This is a genomic window from Desulfuromonas sp. DDH964 (assembly GCF_001611275.1).
Lineage (GTDB): Bacteria > Desulfobacterota > Desulfuromonadia > Desulfuromonadales > DDH964 > DDH964.
The window spans coordinates 1,164,611-1,185,617 of the sequence record NZ_CP015080.1 but is presented as its reverse complement, the minus strand read 5'-3'; the positions used below and the strand labels follow the sequence as shown (position 1 = coordinate 1,185,617).

22 protein-coding genes and 1 pseudogene are annotated in these 21,007 nt (G+C 61.7%); 8 read left to right on the top strand and 15 right to left on the bottom strand.

Features of this window, described 5'->3' with window-relative positions:
- Nucleotides 1–142: 142 nt before the first annotated feature.
- Nucleotides 143–1,507, top strand: a complete 1,365-nt coding sequence (locus DBW_RS05320; protein WP_066725288.1) for a glycerate kinase type-2 family protein — start codon at nucleotides 143–145, stop codon at nucleotides 1,505–1,507.
- A 166-nt stretch (nucleotides 1,508–1,673) separates the two neighbouring features.
- Here the strand turns inward: DBW_RS05320 and DBW_RS05315 are convergent.
- Nucleotides 1,674–2,774 (bottom strand): annotated as a pseudogene (locus DBW_RS05315) (IS4 family transposase); the annotation flags it as partial.
- Nucleotides 2,775–3,011: 237 nt separating this feature from the next.
- Here DBW_RS05315 and DBW_RS05310 point away from each other — a divergent pair.
- Complete coding sequence (locus tag DBW_RS05310; RefSeq protein WP_066725287.1) at nucleotides 3,012–3,707, top strand: DUF6901 family protein; 696 nt, start codon at nucleotides 3,012–3,014, stop codon at nucleotides 3,705–3,707.
- A 12-nt stretch (nucleotides 3,708–3,719) separates the two neighbouring features.
- Here DBW_RS05310 and DBW_RS05305 read toward each other — a convergent pair whose 3' ends face one another.
- The 4 genes from DBW_RS05305 to tnpA form a co-directional block, all read right to left on the bottom strand.
- Nucleotides 3,720–4,250 (bottom strand): GAF domain-containing protein, encoded by a 531-nt coding sequence (locus DBW_RS05305; RefSeq protein ID WP_066725285.1) that lies wholly within the window; start codon nucleotides 4,248–4,250, stop codon nucleotides 3,720–3,722.
- A gap of 193 nt (nucleotides 4,251–4,443) precedes the next feature.
- Complete coding sequence (locus tag DBW_RS05300; RefSeq protein ID WP_066725283.1) at nucleotides 4,444–5,640, bottom strand: FprA family A-type flavoprotein; 1,197 nt, start codon at nucleotides 5,638–5,640, stop codon at nucleotides 4,444–4,446.
- 156 nt (nucleotides 5,641–5,796) lie between these two features.
- Entirely contained in the window at nucleotides 5,797–6,807 is a 1,011-nt protein-coding gene (aroF, locus tag DBW_RS05295) for a 3-deoxy-7-phosphoheptulonate synthase (protein ID WP_066725281.1), read from the bottom strand.
- Nucleotides 6,808–7,030: 223 nt separating this feature from the next.
- Entirely contained in the window at nucleotides 7,031–7,486 is a 456-nt protein-coding gene (gene tnpA, locus DBW_RS18060) for an IS200/IS605 family transposase (RefSeq protein WP_082820194.1), read from the bottom strand.
- A gap of 82 nt (nucleotides 7,487–7,568) precedes the next feature.
- Here tnpA and DBW_RS05290 point away from each other — a divergent pair, with 82 nt between their 5' ends.
- On the top strand, nucleotides 7,569–7,769 hold the full coding sequence (locus DBW_RS05290; RefSeq protein ID WP_066725279.1) for a GSU3473 family protein: 201 nt from the start codon (nucleotides 7,569–7,571) through the stop codon (nucleotides 7,767–7,769).
- 15 nt (nucleotides 7,770–7,784) lie between these two features.
- Here DBW_RS05290 and DBW_RS05285 read toward each other — a convergent pair whose 3' ends face one another.
- The 5 genes from DBW_RS05285 to DBW_RS05265 are packed head-to-tail and all read right to left on the bottom strand — an operon-like array spanning nucleotide 7,785 to nucleotide 11,425.
- Nucleotides 7,785–8,795, bottom strand: coding sequence for a hypothetical protein (locus DBW_RS05285; protein ID WP_066725277.1), 1,011 nt, complete (start codon nucleotides 8,793–8,795; stop codon nucleotides 7,785–7,787).
- Nucleotides 8,792–9,481 (bottom strand): ABC transporter ATP-binding protein, encoded by a 690-nt coding sequence (locus DBW_RS05280; protein ID WP_231875389.1) that lies wholly within the window; start codon nucleotides 9,479–9,481, stop codon nucleotides 8,792–8,794. The genes DBW_RS05285 and DBW_RS05280 overlap by 4 nt, the downstream gene beginning before the upstream one ends.
- A 5-nt stretch (nucleotides 9,482–9,486) precedes the next feature.
- Nucleotides 9,487–10,653, bottom strand: a complete 1,167-nt coding sequence (locus tag DBW_RS05275) for an ABC transporter permease (protein WP_066725268.1) — start codon at nucleotides 10,651–10,653, stop codon at nucleotides 9,487–9,489.
- Complete coding sequence (locus DBW_RS05270; RefSeq protein ID WP_066725266.1) at nucleotides 10,653–10,949, bottom strand: hypothetical protein; 297 nt, start codon at nucleotides 10,947–10,949, stop codon at nucleotides 10,653–10,655. The genes DBW_RS05275 and DBW_RS05270 overlap by 1 nt, the downstream gene beginning before the upstream one ends.
- Nucleotides 10,946–11,425 (bottom strand): nitrous oxide reductase accessory protein NosL, encoded by a 480-nt coding sequence (locus tag DBW_RS05265; RefSeq protein WP_082820193.1) that lies wholly within the window; start codon nucleotides 11,423–11,425, stop codon nucleotides 10,946–10,948. Before DBW_RS05265 ends, DBW_RS05270 begins: the two co-directional genes overlap by 4 nt.
- A 174-nt stretch (nucleotides 11,426–11,599) precedes the next feature.
- Here DBW_RS05265 and DBW_RS05260 point away from each other — a divergent pair, with 174 nt between their 5' ends.
- The 3 genes from DBW_RS05260 (at nucleotide 11,600) to def (ending at nucleotide 13,214) form a co-directional block, all read left to right on the top strand.
- Complete coding sequence (locus DBW_RS05260; RefSeq protein WP_066725264.1) at nucleotides 11,600–11,869, top strand: cytochrome c3 family protein; 270 nt, start codon at nucleotides 11,600–11,602, stop codon at nucleotides 11,867–11,869.
- A gap of 300 nt (nucleotides 11,870–12,169) precedes the next feature.
- On the top strand, nucleotides 12,170–12,709 hold the full coding sequence (locus DBW_RS05255; RefSeq protein ID WP_066725262.1) for a glycine cleavage system protein R: 540 nt from the start codon (nucleotides 12,170–12,172) through the stop codon (nucleotides 12,707–12,709).
- A 4-nt stretch (nucleotides 12,710–12,713) separates the two neighbouring features.
- Nucleotides 12,714–13,214, top strand: coding sequence for a peptide deformylase (gene def / locus DBW_RS05250; protein WP_066725259.1), 501 nt, complete (start codon nucleotides 12,714–12,716; stop codon nucleotides 13,212–13,214).
- Nucleotides 13,215–13,263: 49 nt separating this feature from the next.
- Here the strand turns inward: def and hemG are convergent, their stop codons facing one another.
- Both hemG and DBW_RS05240 read right to left on the bottom strand, forming a co-directional pair.
- Nucleotides 13,264–14,673, bottom strand: coding sequence for a protoporphyrinogen oxidase (hemG, locus tag DBW_RS05245; protein ID WP_066725256.1), 1,410 nt, complete (start codon nucleotides 14,671–14,673; stop codon nucleotides 13,264–13,266).
- A 65-nt stretch (nucleotides 14,674–14,738) separates the two neighbouring features.
- A complete protein-coding gene (locus DBW_RS05240; RefSeq protein ID WP_066725253.1) occupies nucleotides 14,739–15,167 on the bottom strand; it encodes a MarR family winged helix-turn-helix transcriptional regulator in 429 nt (142 codons plus the stop codon).
- Nucleotides 15,168–15,310: 143 nt separating this feature from the next.
- On the opposite strand from DBW_RS05240, the gene DBW_RS05235 reads away from it, so the two are divergent.
- Both DBW_RS05235 and DBW_RS05230 read left to right on the top strand, forming a co-directional pair.
- Nucleotides 15,311–16,198 (top strand): DnaJ C-terminal domain-containing protein, encoded by an 888-nt coding sequence (locus tag DBW_RS05235; RefSeq protein WP_066725250.1) that lies wholly within the window; start codon nucleotides 15,311–15,313, stop codon nucleotides 16,196–16,198.
- A gap of 106 nt (nucleotides 16,199–16,304) precedes the next feature.
- Nucleotides 16,305–19,127 (top strand): sensor domain-containing diguanylate cyclase, encoded by a 2,823-nt coding sequence (locus DBW_RS05230; protein WP_197463735.1) that lies wholly within the window; start codon nucleotides 16,305–16,307, stop codon nucleotides 19,125–19,127.
- Between the two features lie 10 nt (nucleotides 19,128–19,137).
- Here the strand turns inward: DBW_RS05230 and DBW_RS05225 are convergent, their stop codons facing one another.
- The 3 genes from DBW_RS05225 to DBW_RS05215 are packed head-to-tail and all read right to left on the bottom strand — an operon-like array spanning nucleotide 19,138 to nucleotide 20,986.
- Nucleotides 19,138–19,605 carry a Crp/Fnr family transcriptional regulator gene (locus DBW_RS05225; RefSeq protein WP_066725242.1) on the bottom strand — a complete coding sequence of 156 codons (468 nt, stop codon included), beginning with the start codon at nucleotides 19,603–19,605 and terminating at the stop codon, nucleotides 19,138–19,140.
- Between the two features lie 14 nt (nucleotides 19,606–19,619).
- Complete coding sequence (locus DBW_RS05220) at nucleotides 19,620–20,228, bottom strand: MlaC/ttg2D family ABC transporter substrate-binding protein (RefSeq protein ID WP_066725240.1); 609 nt, start codon at nucleotides 20,226–20,228, stop codon at nucleotides 19,620–19,622.
- 17 nt (nucleotides 20,229–20,245) lie between these two features.
- Complete coding sequence (locus DBW_RS05215) at nucleotides 20,246–20,986, bottom strand: MlaA family lipoprotein (protein WP_197463734.1); 741 nt, start codon at nucleotides 20,984–20,986, stop codon at nucleotides 20,246–20,248.
- Nucleotides 20,987–21,007: the final 21 nt, after the last annotated feature.

Sequence of the window (21,007 nt, the reverse complement as noted above, 5' to 3'; positions counted from 1 at the left end):
AAGGTGACCGGACACTTCTCTTTTCAAAAAGTCGGGGTATCTTAATCCTGCGCCCGCGTGCTAAGGAGCGGCCTGAAAGAATCATGGCCGACCCGATGCGGAGGGCCCGAACCGGCAAATGCATGGAGAGCAAGGGGGCACGATGCAACACCCCGTCCCCGGTAAGGAACTCGAAGAAATCTTCCGGGCCGCTCTCGCCAGCGTCGACCCGCAGCAGCTGATCGCATCCCGCCTGCAGCTCTCCGGCTCCCGGCTCACCGTCACCAGTGAATCGACTCCCCTCACCATCGACCTTGACGACTATGATCAGCTCATGGTTTTCGGCGCCGGCAAAGCGACCGCCGCCATGGCACGTGGCCTGGAGAAGCTTCTCGGGTCCCGCATCGGCAACGGCCTGATTGTCGTCAAGTACGGCCACACCGCGCCCCTGACTCGCATCGAAACCCTGGAGGCCGGACACCCGATCCCCGACCAGGCGAGCCTGCTCGGCGCCCGGCGCATCGCGGCGCTGGCCCTCCGGGCCGATTCCCGGACCCTGGTCATCAATCTGATCTCCGGCGGCGGTTCGGCCCTGCTCGCCGCGCCCCGCACAGACTCGGGCCTGGCCTTGAGCCTGACCGACAAACAGGCGACCACCCGCCTGCTGCTCCGCTGCGGGGCGACCATCGATGAACTGAACTGCGTGCGCAAACACCTCTCGGCCCTCAAGGGGGGTGGCCTGGCGCGCCTGCTCGCCCCTGCCCGCAGCCTCAACCTGATCCTCTCCGATGTCATCGGTGACCGTCTCGACGTCATCGCCTCGGGACTCTGCGTCCCCGATCCGACGACCTTCAGTGACGCTCTGGCGATACTCGACCGCTACCGCTTGCCGGACCGGGTACCGGGTCCGGTCCTGGACCTGCTCCGGGCCGGCGCCGCCGGAAAGATCGCGGAAACTCCGAAACCGGGAGACCCGGCCTTTCGCTGGTGTGACAACCTCCTGCTCGGCAACAACAAGGTGGCGCTGCAAGCAGCATCCCGAGAAGCATCATCTCGTGGCTTCACAACCACCATCGTTACCGACCACGCCTGCGGCGAAGCCCGGGAACTGGCGCGACGGCTGCTGGCGGCCGCTCTCGACTATCGGGACCGGCAGCGCCCCGGGCGCGGTCCCGCCTGCCTTTTGGCGGGCGGGGAAACGACGGTTACCCTGCGGGGGGATGGCAAGGGGGGCCGCAACCAGGAACTTGCCCTCGCTTTCCTCGCGGCAATGGCGGAATTACCCGACCTTGGCACCGGTCTCTACCTCCTCTCCGCCGCCAGTGACGGCAACGACGGGCCGACCGACGCTGCCGGCGCCTTTGCCTGCAGTGAACTTTTGGCCGCAGCGACCGTGGCGGGGCTCGACCCCGCCGACTACCTGGCCCGCAATGATGCCTATTCTTTTTTCGACCGCCTCGGCGCCCTGCTGCGGACCGGGCCGACCAACACCAATGTCTGCGACCTGCAGCTGATCCTGATCCCCTGAGACACTCCAGCGCCCCCATGGGGCAGGCAACCTGCCCATCCTGCTTCCAGGCAGGACCTTTGGTCCGGTCATTTTTCCCCTCTCCATCAGTAGTGTCCGGTTAAGAAGTTGCATAGGCTCCGAAGTCCAAGTCAATGATATCGGGAGGCCCTAAGCCTGCGGCCGCATCCTCGGCGGCCTCGTTGCGAATATTGTTGCGAAGCTCACGCACCCTGTTGATGCTGACACGTTCGCCATGCTCTTCGTGGCAGTAGATGGCCAGCAGCAAATAAGTAATCAACCCTGCGAGGATCTGCACCAGCAGGCCGTAGGGACTGCGGGCAATCAGGTGATACACCTTGAGGTGGCGCTTCCACCAGGCGAAGAAGGACTCGATCGTCCAGCGTAGCTTGTAGATCAAGGCAATCTGCTCGGCGGTCAGATCGAAGCGGTCGGTGGCGACCCAATAGGATTTTTGGTCAACCTTGTAGCCGACCACACGCACTTCTCGTTCGGTCTGGTTGACATCTTTGGTGCCGAGCAACACCCTGGCGTCATAGAAAACATGACTGCCGGGGACAACAGGATTGGCGCTCAACTCCGTCTTACGAGAACTGGCTTTGATGCGGCAGACAAAGTGGCGCCCCTGATCCTGCCAGTCGTCAAAGTTTTTGTAACACTGGTAATAGCGGTCATAGACACCTGTCTGACCGGGAGCCACGAGCCGTTCCGCCTGAGGACGCTCGTCGCCCTTGCCGTCGGTTAATGTGACTTTCTGGGGGACACCACGACCGATATCGAACCCCAGGTGAACCTTGGCCTTTTTGGCTCCGTCTCGATAGTCCGCCCAGAGCATGGACAGCGTAGCGTCAATCAGCGAACCATCGACGGCGATCAGATCGCCGAGATCGGAGATGTCTTTGGCGACAGGAATCTTTTGTGAGACCTGTTTCTGCAGGTCTTCGTAAACATGAATCATCTGCTCCAGCCCTCGGGTATTGATCGCCTCAAAGAAGGCGCTTTTCCGGATACCGCCGGGCGGTGCAATATGAGTCGCGGCAAAATCTTCCTGCGTCAGAACCTGAAGCAGATGACGCCCCGAAGAATGCTCTTCGAGGTGATAGTAGGTCAGGATTTTCAACTGATCTTCAAACGTCATCTGCAGTGGCCTGTTGCCTCGGGCCTCAAGAACCGGGGCATGTTCGAGAGCGCCCTTGAACGGGGTAAAAAGTCGGACAATGGAGCGCCTGCTAAGCCGGGTACGGTGGCAGCGAACAAGTAATGACATTTTCGTAAATCCTCATATAAAATAGGTATTTACGAAAATCACCGCGCCGACTTCACGACGATTTGTCAAGCAAAAAATACGCTAACTTGTGAAAATATTTACAATTATCTGCAACTTTGGGTGAATGCAATTTGCTAACCGGACACTACTGCCTCTCCATGGCAAAAAACACCTTAACGACTGCCATTGGATCGGGTATCCTGATTACTCACTTGTAAAAGGGGAGGGAACCGAATCATGGAGCATGGTCTGAGCATTGCCTACCGGTTCAGTTTCGACAACGGAGAGACCAAGGAGTTTTCGGTTCTGCTCGACAGCGAAACCCTGCACATGGCACCCCCGCCGGTCCCCCGGCCGCCGGTCTGGACCGCGCTCGACAGCCATCGCTGCCCCTGTTGCCGGTTCGACCGCACCACAACCCTCTGCTGCCCGATTGCCCTGAACATGGCCCAGGTCGTCGAAGAGTTCAAGGAATACCTCTCCTACGACGAGGCCGAGGTGACGGTCACCACCGCCGAACGGAGTTACGTCAAGCGCACCTGCCTGCAGCTCGGGCTGAGTCCGCTGCTCGGCATCATCATGGTCAGCAGCGGCTGTCCGTCGATGGAAAAGCTCAAACCGATGGTCCGCTTTCATCTCCCCTTTGCCTCGCTGGAGGAGACGATCTTTCGCGCTATATCGATGTACCTGGTCAGCCTCTACTACCGGCAGCGGCGCGGAGAAGCGGTGAACTGGTCATTGCAGGGGATGGATGCGATCTACCGGGAGGTTGGCGTGGTCAACAAGGCCTTTGCCGAAAGGTTGCGGGAGGCGGCGAAAAAGGATGCCAACGTCAACGCGCTGGTCAACCTGCACTGCCTCGGGGAGATGGTGCCGCCAGCGGCGGAGGAGATGCTCGACCAGCTGCAGGGGCACTTTGCCGCCCTGGTCTGAAGTCGGGGGTTGTCAGAGGTAATTGCCGACCTCGCTGGCCAGGATCAGCAGAGCATCGGCATCGGCTTGGCTGAAATCATCAATTTCCGGACCATCGAGATCCCCCTTGCGGGAGATTTGGATCACGCCGATAACGGTCTCTCCCTGCAAAATCGGCGCGCTGATGATCTTGCGAATCGGCTTCGGGGGTGACGAGATACCCGGCTCCAGCCGCACCTTCTCGTAGGCATTGGCATGCCGCTGGGCCGCAAAGGTATTCTCCAGGAAGACCACCCCTTCCCGGGCGGTGCGGGCCGCCAGGGAATCGAGGCTTGAGAAGGGGATGGCTCCGACCTGGCGCAGCTTGGCCGGCCAGAGGAAGCGCAGCAGATTGCGGTCGGCGCTGAGGCGAAAGAGGGCCACTTCGTTTTCGCTGACGCCGAAGGCCCCGCTCAGTGTGGCAACGATCTTTTCGACCTGAGCGTCACCTGTCCCTTTCGTCGCCGCAAGATCATCGGCCAACTGAGCGCAGAGCGCCTGCAGTGTCTGCTCGTCGAAACCCATGGTTCACCTCGTCAGAGGGAGAAAAATCCGGCAACCGCCCTCCCCTTTTACCATGAAAGATCCAGCGGGAAAAGGGGAGAGGGGCGCGGACCACCCGTTTTTTTTTCAGGCGTCCGCTTCCGGTTCGACAACAAAGCGCAGCAGCCGCTATCGGCTGCTGCGCTTTGTCCTTCTTCATTCCCGGTTGCCTGGCTTACTCCTCGCAGAGAACGGCGTTGGCCACCTGGTCGGCAAACTGCCGGCAGGTCTGAAGGTTTTCTGCAGTCGGGGTAAAGCGGAAGGAGATGCTCGGCGCCGCCAGCTTGTAACGAAGTCCTTCGAGTCGCTGCTCAACCATCTTCACCGCCTCGCCGCTCCAGCCAAAGCTGCCGAAGACGGCGCCCAGCTTGGCCTTGGGCGTCACCGAGGAGATCAGCGTCAGCGCATGCCAGACATGGGGGGGCGCATCCCGCTGAATGGTCGGCGTGCCGATGATCAGGACATCGGCCTGTTCCAGGGCGTTGCGGTAGTCATCGTCCCGCATGCCGCAGAGGGCAAATTCATTGACCTCGATCCCCTGTCTTTCCAGCTCCTCGCGCACCACCTGGGCCATGGTCCGGGTATTGCCATGGGAGGAAAGGACCGCCAGCAGGGCCCGTGGCTTCTCTTCTTTGGGCGGCGGTGCCGCCCATTTGCGATAGGCATTGATCGCGTGGTCAAAGCTGGAACGCAGGAGCGGCCCGTGGGAGGGGCAGACCATGCGCAGCGGCAGACCGTCGAGCTTGGCCAGAGCGTCGCGGATCTTGTCCTTGAAGGGACGCATGATGCAGTCAAAATAGAAATGGAAATCGGCGGAAAAATCGGCGATCTCGTCATCGAAGAGTTTGCTGGCACAGTAGTGGGCACCGAAGGCGTCGCAGGGGAAGAGGATCTGGTCCTCGACCAGGTAGGTGAAGATGGTATCGGGCCAGTGCAGGTAGGGGGCGAGGATAAAGCGCAGGGTGCGCCCCCCCAGATCAACCTCTTCGCCGTCGGCGACGACATGGGATTTGAAGGGCTTGTGAAGCAGCTGCTTGAGAAAATTTTCCGCCGCCTTGCTGCAATAGACGGTAATCTGCGGGTTCTTTTCGATCAGCCCGGCGAGAGCGCCCGAGTGGTCCGGCTCGGTGTGATTGACGACGACGATATCAATCTGCTTGAGCGGGAGGAGCTTCTCGACCTTGGCAAAGAACTCGGCGCTGAACGGCTCCTTCACGGTGTCGATCAGGGCGTTGCGGGTGCGACCGCGGATCAGGTAGGAATTGTAGGTGGTGCCGTTGTGGGTCGGGAAAAGGTCATCGAAGACCTGCAGTTCCCTGTGCTTGGCACCGACCCAGTCGATACCGGGAGCAATTTCAACACTGGGTGTCATGAGCGTCCTTCCTTTGGCTGCAGTTGCCGCCTTGGTGCTGCGATTCGACCAAAAGGATAGACCAACCTGGCGACGGTGGCACGTCGTCTATCCAGCCCAGGACCGGAGTCCGTTCTCCGGACAACCTCTCTTCAACCAGCCCGGTTGCTACGGCTGTCAATACCCAAGGTAGCCAAGCAGGCCGCGAATATCAACCATGAGTTCGCCGAAACCATCCCCCGTCAGGCTCTGGGCGCCATCGCACAGGGCCTTTTCCGGCTCGGGGTGGACCTCGACCATGACACCGTGCGCACCGGCAACCAGGGCCGCCTTCGCCATCACCGGCACCAGCGAACGCTTGCCGGTCGCGTGGGACGGATCGACGATAATCGGCAGGTGGCTCATCGAACGGATCAGCGGAACGACCGACAGGTCGAGGGTGTTGCGGGTCGCCCGCTCAAAGGTGCGGATACCGCGCTCGCAGAGAATCACCCGGCCATTTCCTTCGGCCAGCAGGTACTCGGCAGCGGAGAGAAATTCTTCGATTGTCGCCGACATGCCGCGCTTGAGAAGGACCGGATGGGAAAGGCGCCCGACCTCCTTGAGAAGATCGAAGTTCTGCATGTTGCGGGCGCCGATCTGCAGGATGTCGGCATAACGGCAGACCGCTTCGAGCTGCTCGATGCGCATCACCTCGGTGATCACCGGCAGACCGACCGCATCGCCGGCCTGGCGCAACAGCTTCAGCCCCGGCACGCCGAGCCCCTGAAACGAATGGGGACCGGTACGGGGCTTGAAGGCGCCGCCCCGCAGCACCTGGCCGCCGCCAGCTTTGACCACCTGGGCAGCGGCCAGCATCTGCGCCTCGCTCTCGATGGAGCAGGGCCCGGCAATCACCACCGGCCTGGCGCCATCGCCGATGCGAACCCCGCCCACCTCGACCACCGTCGGTTGCGGATGGAAATCCCGGGAGACCAGTTTGTAGGGCTTGCTGACATGAATGATTTCGCGTACGCCGGGCAATTCGCGAATCGCCGTATCGTCGACCGGCCCCTGGTTGCCGAGCACGCCGATGGCGGTACGCTGGCTCCCCGGAATCGGCTCGGCCTGAAGACCGGCCGCGGTGACGGTTTCGATAACCGCCTGGATCTGCTCCGGGGTAGCACTGTGGTCCATGACAATGAGCATCGAACCCTTCTCCTTGGTTGCAGCCGGCCGTTGCCAGCTGGATCACACTTTAAGGCAGGACAGTCCTGAAATCAGGGCTCCAGAGTCGCTAAGCTTAGCGAGGCGCGGAGTGGATTTCAAGCCTTTTCCCTTGCCCTGCCATACCACTCTTTTCCCCTGTTGCCATCAATGACCGATACGGTAATATATTCCCATAAAAACTAATGAACTACCCCGCAGCAAGCTACGGGGTATCAAAAAGCGTTAACTGCTCGCGGTGCAATTGCTGATACTCTTTTTCTCGGCCTTGATTTCTAACATAGGTCGCAATGGTTTTCTCATTACCCTTTTGGCCTACAGTGTTCACAAAATAGCCCTTTGTCCAAAATTCGCCACCCCATAGTTGCTTTTTAACCGATGGGACTCGTTTGAATATTTCTCTGGCCGTAATGCTTTTGATGACTCGTGCAATCTGCGTTGGGCTGTACATTGGAACCGACTGCACCAAAAAGTGAACATGGTCTTTGTCGGTCCCAATTTCTACGAACTGAATCTCGTATCTTTTGGCGATCTCAAGGCAGACCTCTTTGAGCCAGCCATCAACCTCTGGGGTGAAAACAACCCGGCGGTATTTTGCTGGGCAAACAAGATGGTATAACAGCACAGAAACATTATGACTTTTGTGTACATATTCGCTCATGTCGCCAATATTTCATATTGGCGATAGCGAAGCAAGCTTCGGGGAATTGGACCCCCCTGAGATTCAACCAGGGAGGTTTCCCATGATGATCCAGGTTCAGTATACCGATGGCCGGCACGATATGGTCAAAGCGCATCTGCTCGACCGCCTCTTTGAATCCCACAAGCTGGCCCGCTTTCGCCGCCGCGCCGGCTGGGTGGTCGTCGGCAAGGATCCGGTCCGGCGAAAACCGTCCGCACTGCTCACGCCAAGGCCGGGGGACCGGCGCCACGCTCACGTCTGAGTCACCTGGGCAGCTTCAACCATAACCGATCAGGACCATCTGCCCCAACAGGGCGGGTGCCGTTGCCAGGGCGAGGAAAATCAGCAGGGCAACCAGCGCCCGCCACAACCAGCGCCGATCAGTTTCATAAAGCGCGGTGGCGAGAGACGGGTGACGTGCCAGGGGCCGGAACAAGCCCGGCAGCGCACCGTAAAGGACCGCAGCAAACAGGCTTAGATAGAGGGGGTAGCCGATAAAATGATAATGCCCCTGGAACAGGTCGAAGGGGCAGTGATGACTCGGCATCTGGTAGATATAAAGGGAGATGAAGGAGATAACCGCGGCCAGGGCGAGGGGGAGAAAGCCGGCCGCCACCAGCGTCAGTAACAGCCGCAACCAACCGGACCGCCAGACCAGACAGGCCATCAACAGCACCAGCAGCACCCCGGCCCCGCCATAGAACGCGATCATCGCCGGCTTTGCCGGCAGCCCGGCGAGTTCCCCGGCCAACCCGCCACCGCTGGCGGTGAAGAGGGCGCCACAGCAGGAGGTGATGACTTCGGGCTGCAGGCCGAGAAAATAACTGAGCTGGTAGTAACAGTCGAGTCCGACCAGGTAGGTGACCAGCGGCAGCAGGGCATACTTGACCCGCACCAGGGGGAAGTCCTCGGCCTGCTCGTCAAAGCGGTTGAGCACTAGCCAGAGGGCGGCGACAAACCAGATGGCGAGCTTGACGAGGAGGGCGTTCCAGCCCACCGGGTTGGCGTTGAGAGAGCCGGTGGCGCACATGGCGCCGACGAAGAGCGGGTGCAGGTCGTCGACGGTGTAGATGAAGAGGATCCCGGAAAGGATCTCGAAAGCAAGGGCGTAGCGGACCAGGGTCGAGACCAGGACGGTGCGCAATTCGAGCTGATACTGCAGTTCGCTGCTGCTGCTGCGATCCCAGCGCAGCAGAATGCGGGCCCCGGTGACCGACGCGTAAAGGCAGAGAAGCAGGACGATGCCGCTACCGGTGAGCAGCGCGAGGATACCGGGATGGAGAATCACGGCGCCTCCACCGCGAGGCGCCCGTCACGCATTGCCACCACCCGGGTGATCAGCGGATGTTCGAAGACGAAGCGGTCATGGGTGGCGATGACAATGGTCTTCCCCTCCCGCTGCAGACCCGTCAAAATTTCCAGCAGTTCTGCCGCCAACTCACTGTCGAGATGAGCGGTCGGCTCATCGGCGACCACGATCTGCGGCGCGTTGACCAGCGCCCGCGCAATCGCCACCCGCTGCTGTTCGCCGCCGGAGAGCTGGCGGACCTTGAGCTGGCGCCGCTGGCCCAGGCCAAGCTGGTCGAGCAGTTCCGTGGCACGGCGCTGCATCTCCCGCGGCGGGCAATCCTGCGGGTAGAGGGGGAGCAGGACATTTTCCAGCACCCCGACATCCCGCAGCAGGTTGAATTGCTGAAAAATGAATCCGAAGGTCTGACGGCGGACCTCGGTCAGAAAACGCTCCGGCAGACGGGAGACATCGCGCCCGGCCACCGTCACCCGCCCCGAAGTGGGGCGGCTCATGCAGCCGAGCAGGCTCAGCAGCGTGGTCTTGCCCGACCCGCTCGGACCCTTGAGGGCCACCACCTCCCCCGCCTCGATCTGCACCGACACCCCCTGCAGGGCACGGATTTCATCCGGTCGCCCCGGGTTGTAGGTCTTGTACAGATCCATGGTTTCAATCAGCGGCGCCATCGCTATCAGCTCCTCATCATGCTTTCCGGGTCGGTGATTGCAGCCTTCCACGAAGGGATGACGGTGCTGGCCACGTACGGGGTGACGGTCAAAAACGCAATCACGCAGAGCTGGTAGAGATCGACGGCCGGCGTCAGCGCGAAGGGGGGAAAGAGGATCGACCACCCCTTGAGCACCGGCGCCAGCCACTGGGAGTCGAACCAGAAGACATGGAGCCAGGCGAGGATGAGGCCGATCAGCAGCGCCGTGAGGGAGAGGATGAGCCCTTCCCAGAATTTGAGGGCCAGGACATCGGCCGTATCCCAGCCGACCGCCTTGAGTATCCCGATCTCCCGCTTCTCCTCGGCACTGAGACCGGTCGCCTTGTCCCAGGCGAGGATACAGAAGGCGAGCAGCGCGGAAGCAAAGACGGTGAGCAGCATGCCGCTGCGCCAGCTGAAGACCGAATCGTAGGTACGCAGGATCTCACTGCGGGTGATCGGGCGGGTATCGGGCAAAAGCTGCTTGATCTTCGCCGCCACCGTATCCACCTCCTGGGGATTGAAGACCTCGACGGCGAAGTCGGTGGCCCGGTCATCCGGCATGGCAAAGAACTGGCGCAGATCCTCTTCCCCGAGCAGCACCAGGTCGTTGGTCAGCAGCGCCGAATCGCTGGCAAAAACCCCGGTGACCTCAAAGACGACCCCGGTATTGCGACTGTCGACGATGATCAGGTCCCCCTCGGGACCGGTGCGCCTGATGCCGGCGACGCCGGCCCCGAGGGCACATTCCCCTGGGCCCTGCGGCAGGCTTCCGCGCAACAGCTCCAGCCCAACCGGGGCCGCTGCGCCGACACCCATCAGGGTGTAGTTGCTGTGGGTCAGGCCGTCGTAGTAATACCCCCAGACTCGCGGCGTCACCTTGCCGACCCCGGGGATTGCGGCCAGGGTCTTGCCGTAATCGAGGGAGATCAGATCATGGCGGCCGGCGATAACCCGCTGCACCACCAGTTCCGGAGCCCGGGCCAGCAGCTGGGCCGCCTCCTCCTTGAGCCCGCGGGTCAAAAAGAGGATCGAGGCGAGGACCGTGATGACCAGGGTGTAAACGATCAGGATCGACAGGTTGCGGCCACGCTGGCGCAGGGTTGCCGCGAGGGCGAATTCGAGGATTTTCAGCTGGCGGGTCACAGACATCAGCGGATCAGGTCGGCAGGGGGAGGAGGAATGATCGACCCCGCGGGAAAGTGGTCAAAGGCGCCGGGCAGATCCTGAAAGGCGGTGAAGCGGTCGGCCTGGGAGGGATGGCGGGCATAGCGGGCCTCGGTCCAGATCGCCAGGTCGGTGAGGCCGAGCGCTCCGCCGAGCCGCGCCAGCGCCGGGCCACTGGTGGCAGCAAAGTGCCGGGCCTGCAACTCCCCATTCACCAGCAGTGCCGCCAGCACCAGCACCAGCACCGTGGTCAGGGCCAGAAAGGCCAGGGCACGATTCATTCGGCGTCCCGCACTTCGACCAGGGCCTTGCCGTTAAACTGCATCAGCTTGGCACCACCGTGGTCACGCATGAACCCCCGCGCCTGCTCCAGGCCGGCGACCGGGACTATCTCCTTCCCCATGGGGCCGAGCACATCGCTGCCACTGACAAAATAGACCTCCGTCGCCGCCATGCTCAGCATCGAATAATACTCGGTGACAAAGATCACCTCGATGTCGTCGGGAGTCCCCGCCGGGCGGTATTTGCCCAGGTCGAAAAAGTAGCGGAACATATCCTTGGGCCCGTCAAAGAAGACGCGGCTGCCATCCTTAAAAACCATCGAGCTGACCCAGTTGGGATAACCGGCGACAAACATGCCGCAGGTCGGACAGCGGTCCCCTTTCCCCGGAGGTTGCGGCTCAGCCGCGGTAGCCGGGACAACAACCATAAGGCTCCCGAGCAGGGCGAAAAAAACGGGAAGAAATTTGCCACGCATGCCATTTTACTCCTTCACACAGGTCTGACAGGTGTACTGAAAAGGTAGCCGATCTACCCGCCAGATGCAAGCCGCCCCCCCCCCTGCCAAAAAGTCTTGACAAGGATTCATGAGACAATTACAGTTAGCAACATTTAATTCCCATCAACACCAACTGAAGGAGGAAACACCGTCATGAAGAAACTGCTCGTTGCTACCCTGCTGGTCCTGTTTGCTGTTGCCCCGGCTCTCGCCGTCGACAGCGTCGTCCTGCCCGCCAAGAACGGCGACGTCACCTTCAACCACAAGGCTCACAGCGAAACGATGGAGTGCAAGGTCTGTCACGGCGAAGGGACCCCGGCCAAGATCGAGCTCACCAAGGACTCGGCCCACGCCCTGTGCAAGGACTGCCACAAGACCAAGGGTGCCGGTCCCACCAAGTGCGGCGACTGCCACAAGAAGTAATCCCGCCAAAACATGAATTCAGCGGTCCCAGGGACCGCGAATCGGATAACGGCCTTCGTGGCCAACCCTGCGCGGGAACGGCGTCAGCCGCTCCCGCGCTTTTTTATTTTCCCGGCACCTCTCCCGGCCCTGCAGGGAAATCTGGAATTTCCGGCCAAAAGATGGTACTAGGAGACTGTCGGACTATCCATGCGCCGACTGCAAATCCGGCTGTTCTCCAATATCCGAATTTTCGCTTCGCCCCGCATAGTCCGACAGGCTCCTAGAAGCTGCAACAGCAACTGCAACAGGGAGGTCATCATGCAGCATTTCGCCCTGACGATCATCGGCCGGGATCGCCCCGGCATCGTCTCCCAGGTCACTGAAATCCTTTTTCGCCTCGGCTGTAACATCGCCGATTCGAGCTGTTCGATTCTCGGCGGCCAATTTGCCATGATCCTGATCATCTCCCATCCGGCCTATACCGGTCGGGAAAGTTTCGGTGCTGCGTTTGCTCCCCTCGAGGAGAGCGGGCTCTCGGTTTTTTTGCGCACGCTCAAGCCCGGCGGCGAAAGGCATCCGCAGATGACCGGTGAGCTCTGCCTGATTTCAGTCTACGGATCGGACCAACCGGGGATCGTCTACCAGGTGGCCAAGGAACTCGGCGACCGTCAGGTCAATATCACCGATCTCAACACCAAGCTGGTGGGGAGCGAGGAACGGCCCGTCTACGTAATGATGCTGGAGGCGGTCCTCCCCCAGGGGGTCGAGGTCGACGACCTTTCCCTCGTCATGCAGCAGCTGCGCGACCGGCTCAAGGTCGATATCAGCATCCGCTCCATTACCCCGGTGGAGTTCTGAAACCATGGCGGTCAGGGAAATTCTGCTTTACCCCGACCCACGGCTGAAAGCGGTGGCGGAGCCAGTGGCAGCTGCGGACCCCAGCGTTGACGCCCTGGTCCAGGATCTGATCGACACTATGGTCGCCGCCGGGCATTCGGTCGGGGTGGCCGCGACCCAGATCGGCGATGGGCGCCGGGTGGTGGTGGTCGACGTCTCCCACAGCAAGCTCGGCCGCGAATGCAACCACGGCCTGCTGGCCATGATCAACCCGGAAGTGCTCGAGGGGGAAGGACAGCAGTCGATGCGCGAGGGGTGCATGAGCGTCCCCGACTATACCGGCAATGTCACCCGTGCCGAGAGTATCGTGGTCCAGTTTCTCGACCGCGACGGGCAGGAGCGGGTGATCCGGGCCAGCGGGTTCGAAGCCGTGGCGATCCAGCACGAGATTGACCACCTCGACGGCTACCTCTTCCTCGACCGCGTCTCCAGCCTCAAGACCGACCTCTTCCGCCGCAAACGCTGAAGGCGCGCCACCCGGCGCGCCTTCAAACCTCAAACTTCAAACCTCAAAACTACCCCCGCTTCAGCAGAAAAGCGACCACCCGTGCCGCCGCCTGATTGGAGGCATTGACGCAGTCGTTGAGGCCGACGCCGAAAAAGGCATTCCCCGTCAGGAAGAGTCCCGGCAGGGCATCGAGGCGTTCCGCGATCGCCTCCAGGCGGCGTCCGTGGCCGGCGACGTATTGGGGGATGGCCCGCCGGTGGCGAAAAATCCGCACAAAGTCGGGAGCAGCGGTGATCCCCATGATCTCCTTGAGGTCGGCCGCGACCCGGGACTGGACCTCGCTGTCGGCGAGCTCGATGGCACCGGGATTGGTGGCCCCGCCCATCATCGAGCGCAGCAGCACCGAACCCTCCGGCGCGCGGTTGGCAAAGATGCTTGAGTCCCAGAGGGTGCCAAGAATCCCCTTCCCCTCCATTTTCGGGATCAGGTAGCCAAAACCGTCGAGATCCCGGGCGATCTTCTCCCGCTGGTAACCGAAGCAGACGACGTTCATCGGGGCGTAGGGAATCTCCCGCAGCAGCAATGCCAGGGCCGGATCGAGGCCGGCGACCTGTCCGGCGACGGCCCAGGACGGGGCGGCACTGACCACCAGGTCGGCTTCAACGCTGCCGCCGGCAGCGAGATCGAGAGCATAACCCCCATCGAGGCGCCGAATGGCGGTTACCGCGGCGCCCAGGCGCAGCTCAGCGGCAAGGGCCTGGCCTATCCCGGCGGTCAATTCCTGAATCCCCTCGGCAAAGGAGGTCAACACCCCGCCGGGACCGGCGGCGCTGGCCACCGCCTTGCCCGCCTTGCGTTCGGCCTTCTTCTGTTTCGCCAGCCGGACCATCGCCTTGATCAGACCGCCGTACTCGACTTCGAGCTGACGGATGCGGGGAAAACAGCTCTTCAGGCTCATTGTCTCCGGGTCGCCGGCGAAAATGCCGGAGACCATCGGTGCGATCAGCTTGTCGAGGGCCTCCTGGCCGAGACGCCGGCGGGCGAAATCGGCCAGGGTCTCATCCGCGTCGTCCCGCCGCGCAGGGATCAGCGGTTCGCAGGCCAGGCGCAGCTTGCCCGGCCAGGAGATCAACCCCGAGCGGAGAAAGGAGGGGCCATTTTCCGGCAGCTGGTGGAGCTTGCCACCGCTGTAGATGAAACGTTTGCGGGCGTTGTCATCGGACCGAAGCAAGCGATCACTGATGTCCAGCTGCCGGCAGAGGTCGAGAGTCATCGGCTTGTTGTCAAGAAAACCATTGGGCCCCCACTCGCACAGGTAGCCCTCCTCCCGCCGGCTCCAGATTTTCCCCCCGCTCCGTTCCTCCTTCTCGAGTAGGACGATCTGCACGGGGAGGTCTGCAGCTTTGGCAAGGGACTCAATAGCCCAGGCGGTCGACAGACCGGAAATCCCGGCTCCGACGATGGCAATACGGGTCATGGTAGCGATTCCTTTCACGGACAGATGGGCGGAAATAACCTTGGATGGTCCGGGGTCCTGGGCCGTCACGTCACCTTGCCGAGAATCCGGGCGATCGACTCGAATGCGGTAACCAGTTCCTCCTGCTCGGCCGGGTCGAGGGCTTTGAGCAGCTTGCGGTAGCGCGCCAGGATGCCACGCCGCAGTTCGCCGATCAGCGCCTGCCCCCGCGGCGTGAGGCGGATAATGACCTGGCGCCGGTTGTCGGCGTCCTGCTGACGCTGGACCAGGCCCTGGGCGACCAGCCGGTCGACCATCTGGCTGGCGCTGCTCATGGCGACCTCCAGTTCCCGTCCGAGATCCCCGAGGGAGCAACGCCCGGAGGCGGCAATGGTCAACAGGGTCTTGTACTGGTTGTAGGTCAGATCGATCCCCTCGTGGACCAGGGCCCGCAACCGCCCCATGCGCCCAAGAAGTTCCGGGTATAAATGCTCGAGCCGCTCGATCTTCTCCATTGTTCGACCTCCAAAAGTTTAGCCTGCCGAAATATTAGCCGGTCCCGGGCGAGAGGTCAACCATTTCCGCACCGCGCCCTTGACGGGACCCCCGGCCGACCCTATATTGACAGGGCACAACACCTGCGCCCCAAGGAGCGACCATGGCCAAGGACTACTACCAGGTGCTCGGTGTCCCCAAGGGGACCGACAGTGCCGGGATCAAGAAAGCCTACCGCAAGCTGGCCCTTAAGTATCATCCCGACAAGAACCCCGGCGACAAGGCGGCCGAGGAACGGTTCAAGGAGATTACCGAGGCCTATGCGGTCCTCTCCGATCCGGAGAAGAAGAAGCAGTACGACCAGTTCGGCGAGGCCGGTTTTCACCAGAGATATTCCCAGGAGGATATCTTCCGCGGCTTCGATGTCGGCGACCTCTTTCGTGAATTCGGCTTGGGTAACGACGACATCTTCAGCCAGCTCTTCGGCGGCGGCAGGGGGCGCACCACCTTCCACGCCGGCGGGCGTCCGCGACCGGTTCGCGGCCAGGATTTTTCCCTGCAGGTGGCGATTCCGCTGCGCCAGGCGATCTCCGGTGGCGAGCGCCACATCGCCTTCAGCCATGCCGGCAAGAGCGAATCACTGCAGGTGCGCATCCCCGCCGGCGTCGAATCGGGCCAGAAACTGCGTGTCGCCGGCAAGGGGGGGGCAAGCCCCGGCGGCGGTCCCGCCGGCGACCTTTACCTCGAAATCGAGGTCGAGCCCGACCCGGTCTTCCGCCGCGAGGGGAAGGACCTCCTTGTTACCGTGAAGATTCCCTTTTCGGCGGCCTGCCTCGGGACCAGTGTTGAGGTCCCGACCCTCGATGGTGAAAAGCGCGTCAAAGTCCCGGCCGGCATGGTCCCAGGCGGCAAAATCCGCCTGCGCGGCTTCGGGGTGCCGGGTGACGGCAAGAAGGGTGATCTCTACGCAGTCATCGAAGTTTTCGTCCCCACCCACCTCAACGACACCCAGCGGCAACTGCTGGAGAAGTTGCGCGACCTCGGCCTCTAGGGCGGATAGTCTCTCCCGAATTTACCGCTTGTCTTCCCGACAAGATCCGTTAGAGTGAAGTTCTTTAGCGAAGTTGCGCAAGCCTGCCAGCAATTGGGACACCAGCGTGGCGTCATTGAGCCTGAAAACCAAATTGGCGGGAACTGTCGGCCTGCTGCTCTGCGTGCTGCTGAGCCTGCTCGGGGCTGCGACACTTCATTTTTTTGCCACCGAATTCCGCCATTTTATCGGCCGCCAGCAACTCACGGTCCTGAGTGGAAACGCCCAGGCCCTCGACCAGAACCTGGCCTATGGCCGCGAATTGATTGTAAAGACCGCGGCCAGCATCCCGCCGGAGATTGTCGCCAACCCCGACCTGGCCCAGGCCTTTTTCGACCAGCGCCTTGGCATCGGCACGACCCAGTTCTTCGACAACGGCATCTTCCTGTTTTCGGCCAACGGCGACCTGATCGCCGAATGGCCCTTCAAGCCGGATCGCCGCGGGAGGAGCTATGCCTTTCGCGACTATTTCCGCCGCACCATCGAAAGTGGTGCCCCGATCATTTCCGACCCCTACCTTTCCAGCCAGCCCCACCACCATCCGGCCGTCAACTTCACCGCCCCGCTCTTCGACCCGAAGGGACAACTCCTCGGCGTTCTCGCCGGCAGCCTCGACCTGACCCGGGACAATTTTCTCGGTCGCCTCTCCCGCACCCGGATCGGTGAAACCGGTTATTACTACCTCTTCAACACCGACCGCTTGATGATCATGCACCCCGATCCGAGCCGGGTGTTGCAGAGGGACATCCCGCCCGGCGCCAACCTGCTGCTCGATCAGGCCATCGAAGGGTTTGAGGGGAGTGGGGAGACGGTGAATTCCCGGGGGGTGCCGATGCTCGCCGCCTTCAAGCACCTCGCCGCAACCAACTGGATTCTCGCCGCAAACTACCCGCAAAAGGAAGCCTATGCTCCCCTGCACCGCGCCTTGCGGGGAACCGCGGTCGGGGTCGTCGCGGCCCTGGCGATCTGCACCCTGATCTTCTGGCTGGTTCTGCGCCGGCAGTTGCACCCCCTGGCCCTGCTGACCCGGCAGGTCCGGGAACTCTCCGCCCAACCCGAGCCGCGGCGGCCTCTCCGAATCAGCAGTGGCGACGAAATCGGCGCCCTGGCCGGCGCCTTCAACCAGCTCATCGGCGAGGTCACGCAACAGACCACCCTCTCCCGGGAGCGCCTCGATTTTCTGCAGATGATTCTCGATTCCATCCCGTTACCGGTCTACTACAAGGGACTCGACGGCCACTACCTCGGCTGCAACACCGCCTTCGAGCTGAGTTTCGGCATCCCGCGCGCTGAACTCCCGGGCAAAACAGTCAGCGATCTCGTCCCGGTGGACGAAGCGGCGACGCACCTGCGCATCGACGCCAAACTTTTGAACGAACACAGCTCGATCGTGGAAAGTTTTGAACAGACCCTGCCCCTGGCTGACGGCAACCGGCACGACATCCTCTTCTTCAAGGCGGGCTTTCGCAACCCCCAGGGGGAGCCGGCCGGGCTGGTCGCCACCATGATAGACATTACCGAGCGCAAAGCGGTGGAAGCGGCACTTGCCGAACAGCGGGAATTTTCTGAAAATCTGCTGCAGAATTCCGCCGTCGCCTGCTTCGTTCTCGACTCCAGCCACCGGGTCCTGACCTGGACCCGGGCCTGCGAAGAGTTGACCGGCATTGCCGCCGCCGAGGTCCTCGGTACCAACTTGCAATGGAAAGCGTTCTACAAAGAACCGCGCCCCTGCATGGCCGATTTGATTATCGACCAGGACCTGGAAAAGACCCTCGATCTCTACAGCACCTTCGCCAGTTCGCAACTGATCCCCGAAGGGTTGCAGGCGGAAGGATGGTTTGCCAACGTCGGCGGAAAACGCCGCTATCTCTTCTTCGAAGCAGCGCCGATCCGCAACCGCCAGGGTGAGATGATCGCCGCCATTGAAACCCTGCAGGACCTCTCCGCCCTCAAGCAGGTCGAACAGGCGCTGCGCGAGAGCGAACAGAGCTATCGCGCCCTCATTGACCGCTCGCCCGATGCCATCGTCGTCCATCGCAAGGGGAAAATCATCTTCGCCAACCAGGCCGCCGGTCGACTCTTCGCCGCCAACGAAGCCGACCAGCTTGCCGGCATGGACAACCTCGACCTGATTCACCCCGAGTTCCGTGATCTGGTTGAGGCACGCGTTCAACAGGAGGGAGAGCTGCAGAAGGATCACCCCTACATTGAGGCCCGAATTGTCCGCCTCGATGGCCTGCCGGTCGAGGTCGAGATCAGCTCGGCGCCGGTCTTTTATGGTGGGAAGTGGGCAGTGCAGACTATTCTGCGGGACATCACCCTGCGCAAGGAACTGCAGGAGAAGATCTGGCACCAGGCCAATTTCGACGCCCTTACCGGACTACCCAACCGCATGCTCTTCCACGACCGGCTGCGCCAGGCCATTGAACAGGCCCGGCGGGAGGGGTATCGGGTGGCGTTAATGTTCATCGATCTCGATCACTTCAAGGAGATCAACGACACCCTCGGCCATGATGCCGGGGATTGTCTGTTGCAACTGGCGGCGCAACGGCTGCTGCAATCGGTGCGTAAGAGTGACACTGCGGCGCGTCTTGGAGGTGACGAATTCACCGTCATCATGCCCTGTGTTACTGCCGCCACCCAGGTCGGCGTGGTCGCCCGCCGGATTCTGGTTGCCCTGGATCGGCCTTTCGACCTGCCGGGCGGCCGGCGGCGGATTTCAGGTTCCGTCGGGATTGCGATCTTTCCGGAGGATGGGGAGGAGATGTCGGCCCTGCTGGAAAACGCCGATGCGGCCATGTACCGCGCCAAACAGGCAGGACGCAATGCTTACTGCTTCTTTCGGGGGGCGGCTCCCGGTGAAGAACCGGGGCCGGGCAGGACGGGGTAACGGGAGCGAATCAGAAAATCGATGCCAGTCGCTCGAAGGATTTGCGCAGGCGGATGGAAACCACCATCAGCATCCCCTTGAGGAGCTTGCTCCCCAGGGCCGGGTTGACGGTCAGCAACTGTTCCAGATTGTCCCGGCTGAGGAGCAGCAGCGCGGTCTCTTCCAGGGCGACCGCGGTGACCGCCCGCGGACGATCCTCCATGATACAGAGCTCTCCGACCACCGTCCCCGGGCTGTAGACGCCGACCACCACCTGCTTGCCGGGGAATTCGGTCTCCTTGCTGATCTCGACCTTCCCTTCGATAATAAATGCCTCGAAGTCCCCCACGTCCCCTTCGCGCCAGAGGGTATCGCCGGCGCCCACCGAGGCGCAGGTGAAATAGTCGGTCAGCTCAGGAAGATCTTCGGCCTGCAGAAAATGGAAACAGCGCAGCTGGTTTTTGAGGAGCGCGCAGCGCTCGGCCTGGACCTGAATCATCGTTGCTCTTCTCCCTACCCCTTGCGGGCAGCCCGCGCCTGGCGCTGCTCCTCGACCTTTTGCGCCACCTGTTTCAGCAACCCCTCAATTCCATCCTTGCGGGCAATTTCACCAAAGCTGCCGCGGTAGGTTCGCACCAGGCTTACCCCCTCAATCACCACGTCGTAGACCTTCCATTCCGTACCTTCCAGGCTCAGACGATAATTCAAGGGGATATTGGCCTGGGCGGTAGCGATCTCCGTCTCCACCTCGGCCCGCTGGTCTTCGATCCGCTCGCCGATAAAATGGACCTTTTCATCGGTATAGGACTCGACCTTGCCCAGGTAACTCGCTTCCAGCAGGTCGCTGTAGAGGTCGATAAAGCGCCGTTGCTGGTCCGGGCTGGCCTGGCGCCAATAGGTACCTAGGGTCCATTGGGACATCAGGGCAAAATCGAACCGGTCCCGCACCAGGGTGCGCAGCTGCTCGCGCCGGGCGGTCTCATCGAGCCCCTTGTTGCGCAGCACTTCGAGGACCTGGTTCACCGTCGCACGGACCTGGTCGATGGCACTGGGGGCGGCCAGCGCCGGCAGGGGGAGGAGTAAAAGCAGAGGAAGGAGGAAAATCAGCACCTGTTTGTTCATGGCGGCAACTCCTTGGCCTATTTTTCGACCTGCGCCTGGCGGCGCTGGAGGTAGGCATTGCGAATAAAAAGGTAGGGATCGACGGCATCCTGTTTGATCCCTTCGTAGGTATCCCTGTCGAGAGAAAGCCAGTTGATGGTCTGCCCCGCCCTGAGCCCGCCCCGTTCGGCCAGGGTCAGACCGGTATAAGCGAGGGGATCGAGAAAGGAATCGCCGACCGACCCGAGGCCATCGCGCAGGCTCGAAGCGCCGAGCAGCGGCAGAACCAGGTAGCAGCCATGACCGATGCCGTACGAACCGAAGGTCTGGCCGAGGTCTTCGACCTGCGGCCGCAGTTCCGGGATGTTGCTGGCGGGATCGAACAGCCCGGCCAGGCCGATGGTCGAATTGATCAGGAAGCGGTCGAACTCGATCGTGGCTGCGCGGAATTTCAGCTGCAGCAGGTTATTGACGAAGCGCACCGGGAAGGCAAGATTGGTGAAGGCCTTGCCGACCGAACTCCGCACCGGCCTCGGCACCACCCGGTAGCCCCGGGCAATCGGCTTGAGGAGGTAGAAGTAGAGCTTGTCGTTGACCCAGAAAACACCGCGATTAAACGGTTCGATCGGATCGGCGATGCTCGGCGCCACCACCTCGTCGGCGAAGGGGTCGGGCCCTGGGTCGAAAGGCTCCTCGGCCCACGCCAGTGCGCCCCCCGAAAGAGTCAGGAGCACCAGAGCGAACAAAAGGATTCGCCCCTGCTGAGCGATCCGCAGCATGATTAGCGAGGCATCCATCAA

Bases quoted from the DNA above. Each gene is read 5' to 3' on its own strand.
- DBW_RS05300 (WP_066725283.1), bottom strand. From the start codon at position 5,640: ATGACACCCAGTGTTGAAATTGCTCCCGGTATCGACTGGGTCGGTGCC.
- DBW_RS05305 (WP_066725285.1), bottom strand. From the start codon at position 4,250: ATGGGTTTCGACGAGCAGACACTGCAGGCGCTCTGCGCTCAGTTGGCC.
- hemG (WP_066725256.1), bottom strand. From the start codon at position 14,673: ATGACCCGTATTGCCATCGTCGGAGCCGGGATTTCCGGTCTGTCGACC.
- DBW_RS05260 (WP_066725264.1), top strand. From the start codon at position 11,600: ATGAAGAAACTGCTCGTTGCTACCCTGCTGGTCCTGTTTGCTGTTGCC.
- DBW_RS05225 (WP_066725242.1), bottom strand. From the start codon at position 19,605: ATGATTCAGGTCCAGGCCGAGCGCTGCGCGCTCCTCAAAAACCAGCTG.
- DBW_RS05255 (WP_066725262.1), top strand. From the start codon at position 12,170: ATGCAGCATTTCGCCCTGACGATCATCGGCCGGGATCGCCCCGGCATC.
- tnpA (WP_082820194.1), bottom strand. From the start codon at position 7,486: ATGAGCGAATATGTACACAAAAGTCATAATGTTTCTGTGCTGTTATAC.
- DBW_RS05270 (WP_066725266.1), bottom strand. From the start codon at position 10,949: ATGAATCGTGCCCTGGCCTTTCTGGCCCTGACCACGGTGCTGGTGCTG.
- DBW_RS05215 (WP_197463734.1), bottom strand. From the start codon at position 20,986: ATGCTGCGGATCGCTCAGCAGGGGCGAATCCTTTTGTTCGCTCTGGTG.
- def (WP_066725259.1), top strand. From the start codon at position 12,714: ATGGCGGTCAGGGAAATTCTGCTTTACCCCGACCCACGGCTGAAAGCG.
- DBW_RS05310 (WP_066725287.1), top strand. From the start codon at position 3,012: ATGGAGCATGGTCTGAGCATTGCCTACCGGTTCAGTTTCGACAACGGA.
- DBW_RS05320 (WP_066725288.1), top strand. From the start codon at position 143: ATGCAACACCCCGTCCCCGGTAAGGAACTCGAAGAAATCTTCCGGGCC.
- DBW_RS05220 (WP_066725240.1), bottom strand. From the start codon at position 20,228: ATGAACAAACAGGTGCTGATTTTCCTCCTTCCTCTGCTTTTACTCCTC.
- DBW_RS05265 (WP_082820193.1), bottom strand. From the start codon at position 11,425: ATGCGTGGCAAATTTCTTCCCGTTTTTTTCGCCCTGCTCGGGAGCCTT.
- DBW_RS05240 (WP_066725253.1), bottom strand. From the start codon at position 15,167: ATGGAGAAGATCGAGCGGCTCGAGCATTTATACCCGGAACTTCTTGGG.
- DBW_RS05280 (WP_231875389.1), bottom strand. From the start codon at position 9,481: ATGGCGCCGCTGATTGAAACCATGGATCTGTACAAGACCTACAACCCG.
- aroF (WP_066725281.1), bottom strand. From the start codon at position 6,807: ATGCTCATTGTCATGGACCACAGTGCTACCCCGGAGCAGATCCAGGCG.
- DBW_RS05235 (WP_066725250.1), top strand. From the start codon at position 15,311: ATGGCCAAGGACTACTACCAGGTGCTCGGTGTCCCCAAGGGGACCGAC.
- DBW_RS05290 (WP_066725279.1), top strand. From the start codon at position 7,569: ATGATGATCCAGGTTCAGTATACCGATGGCCGGCACGATATGGTCAAA.
- DBW_RS05275 (WP_066725268.1), bottom strand. From the start codon at position 10,653: ATGTCTGTGACCCGCCAGCTGAAAATCCTCGAATTCGCCCTCGCGGCA.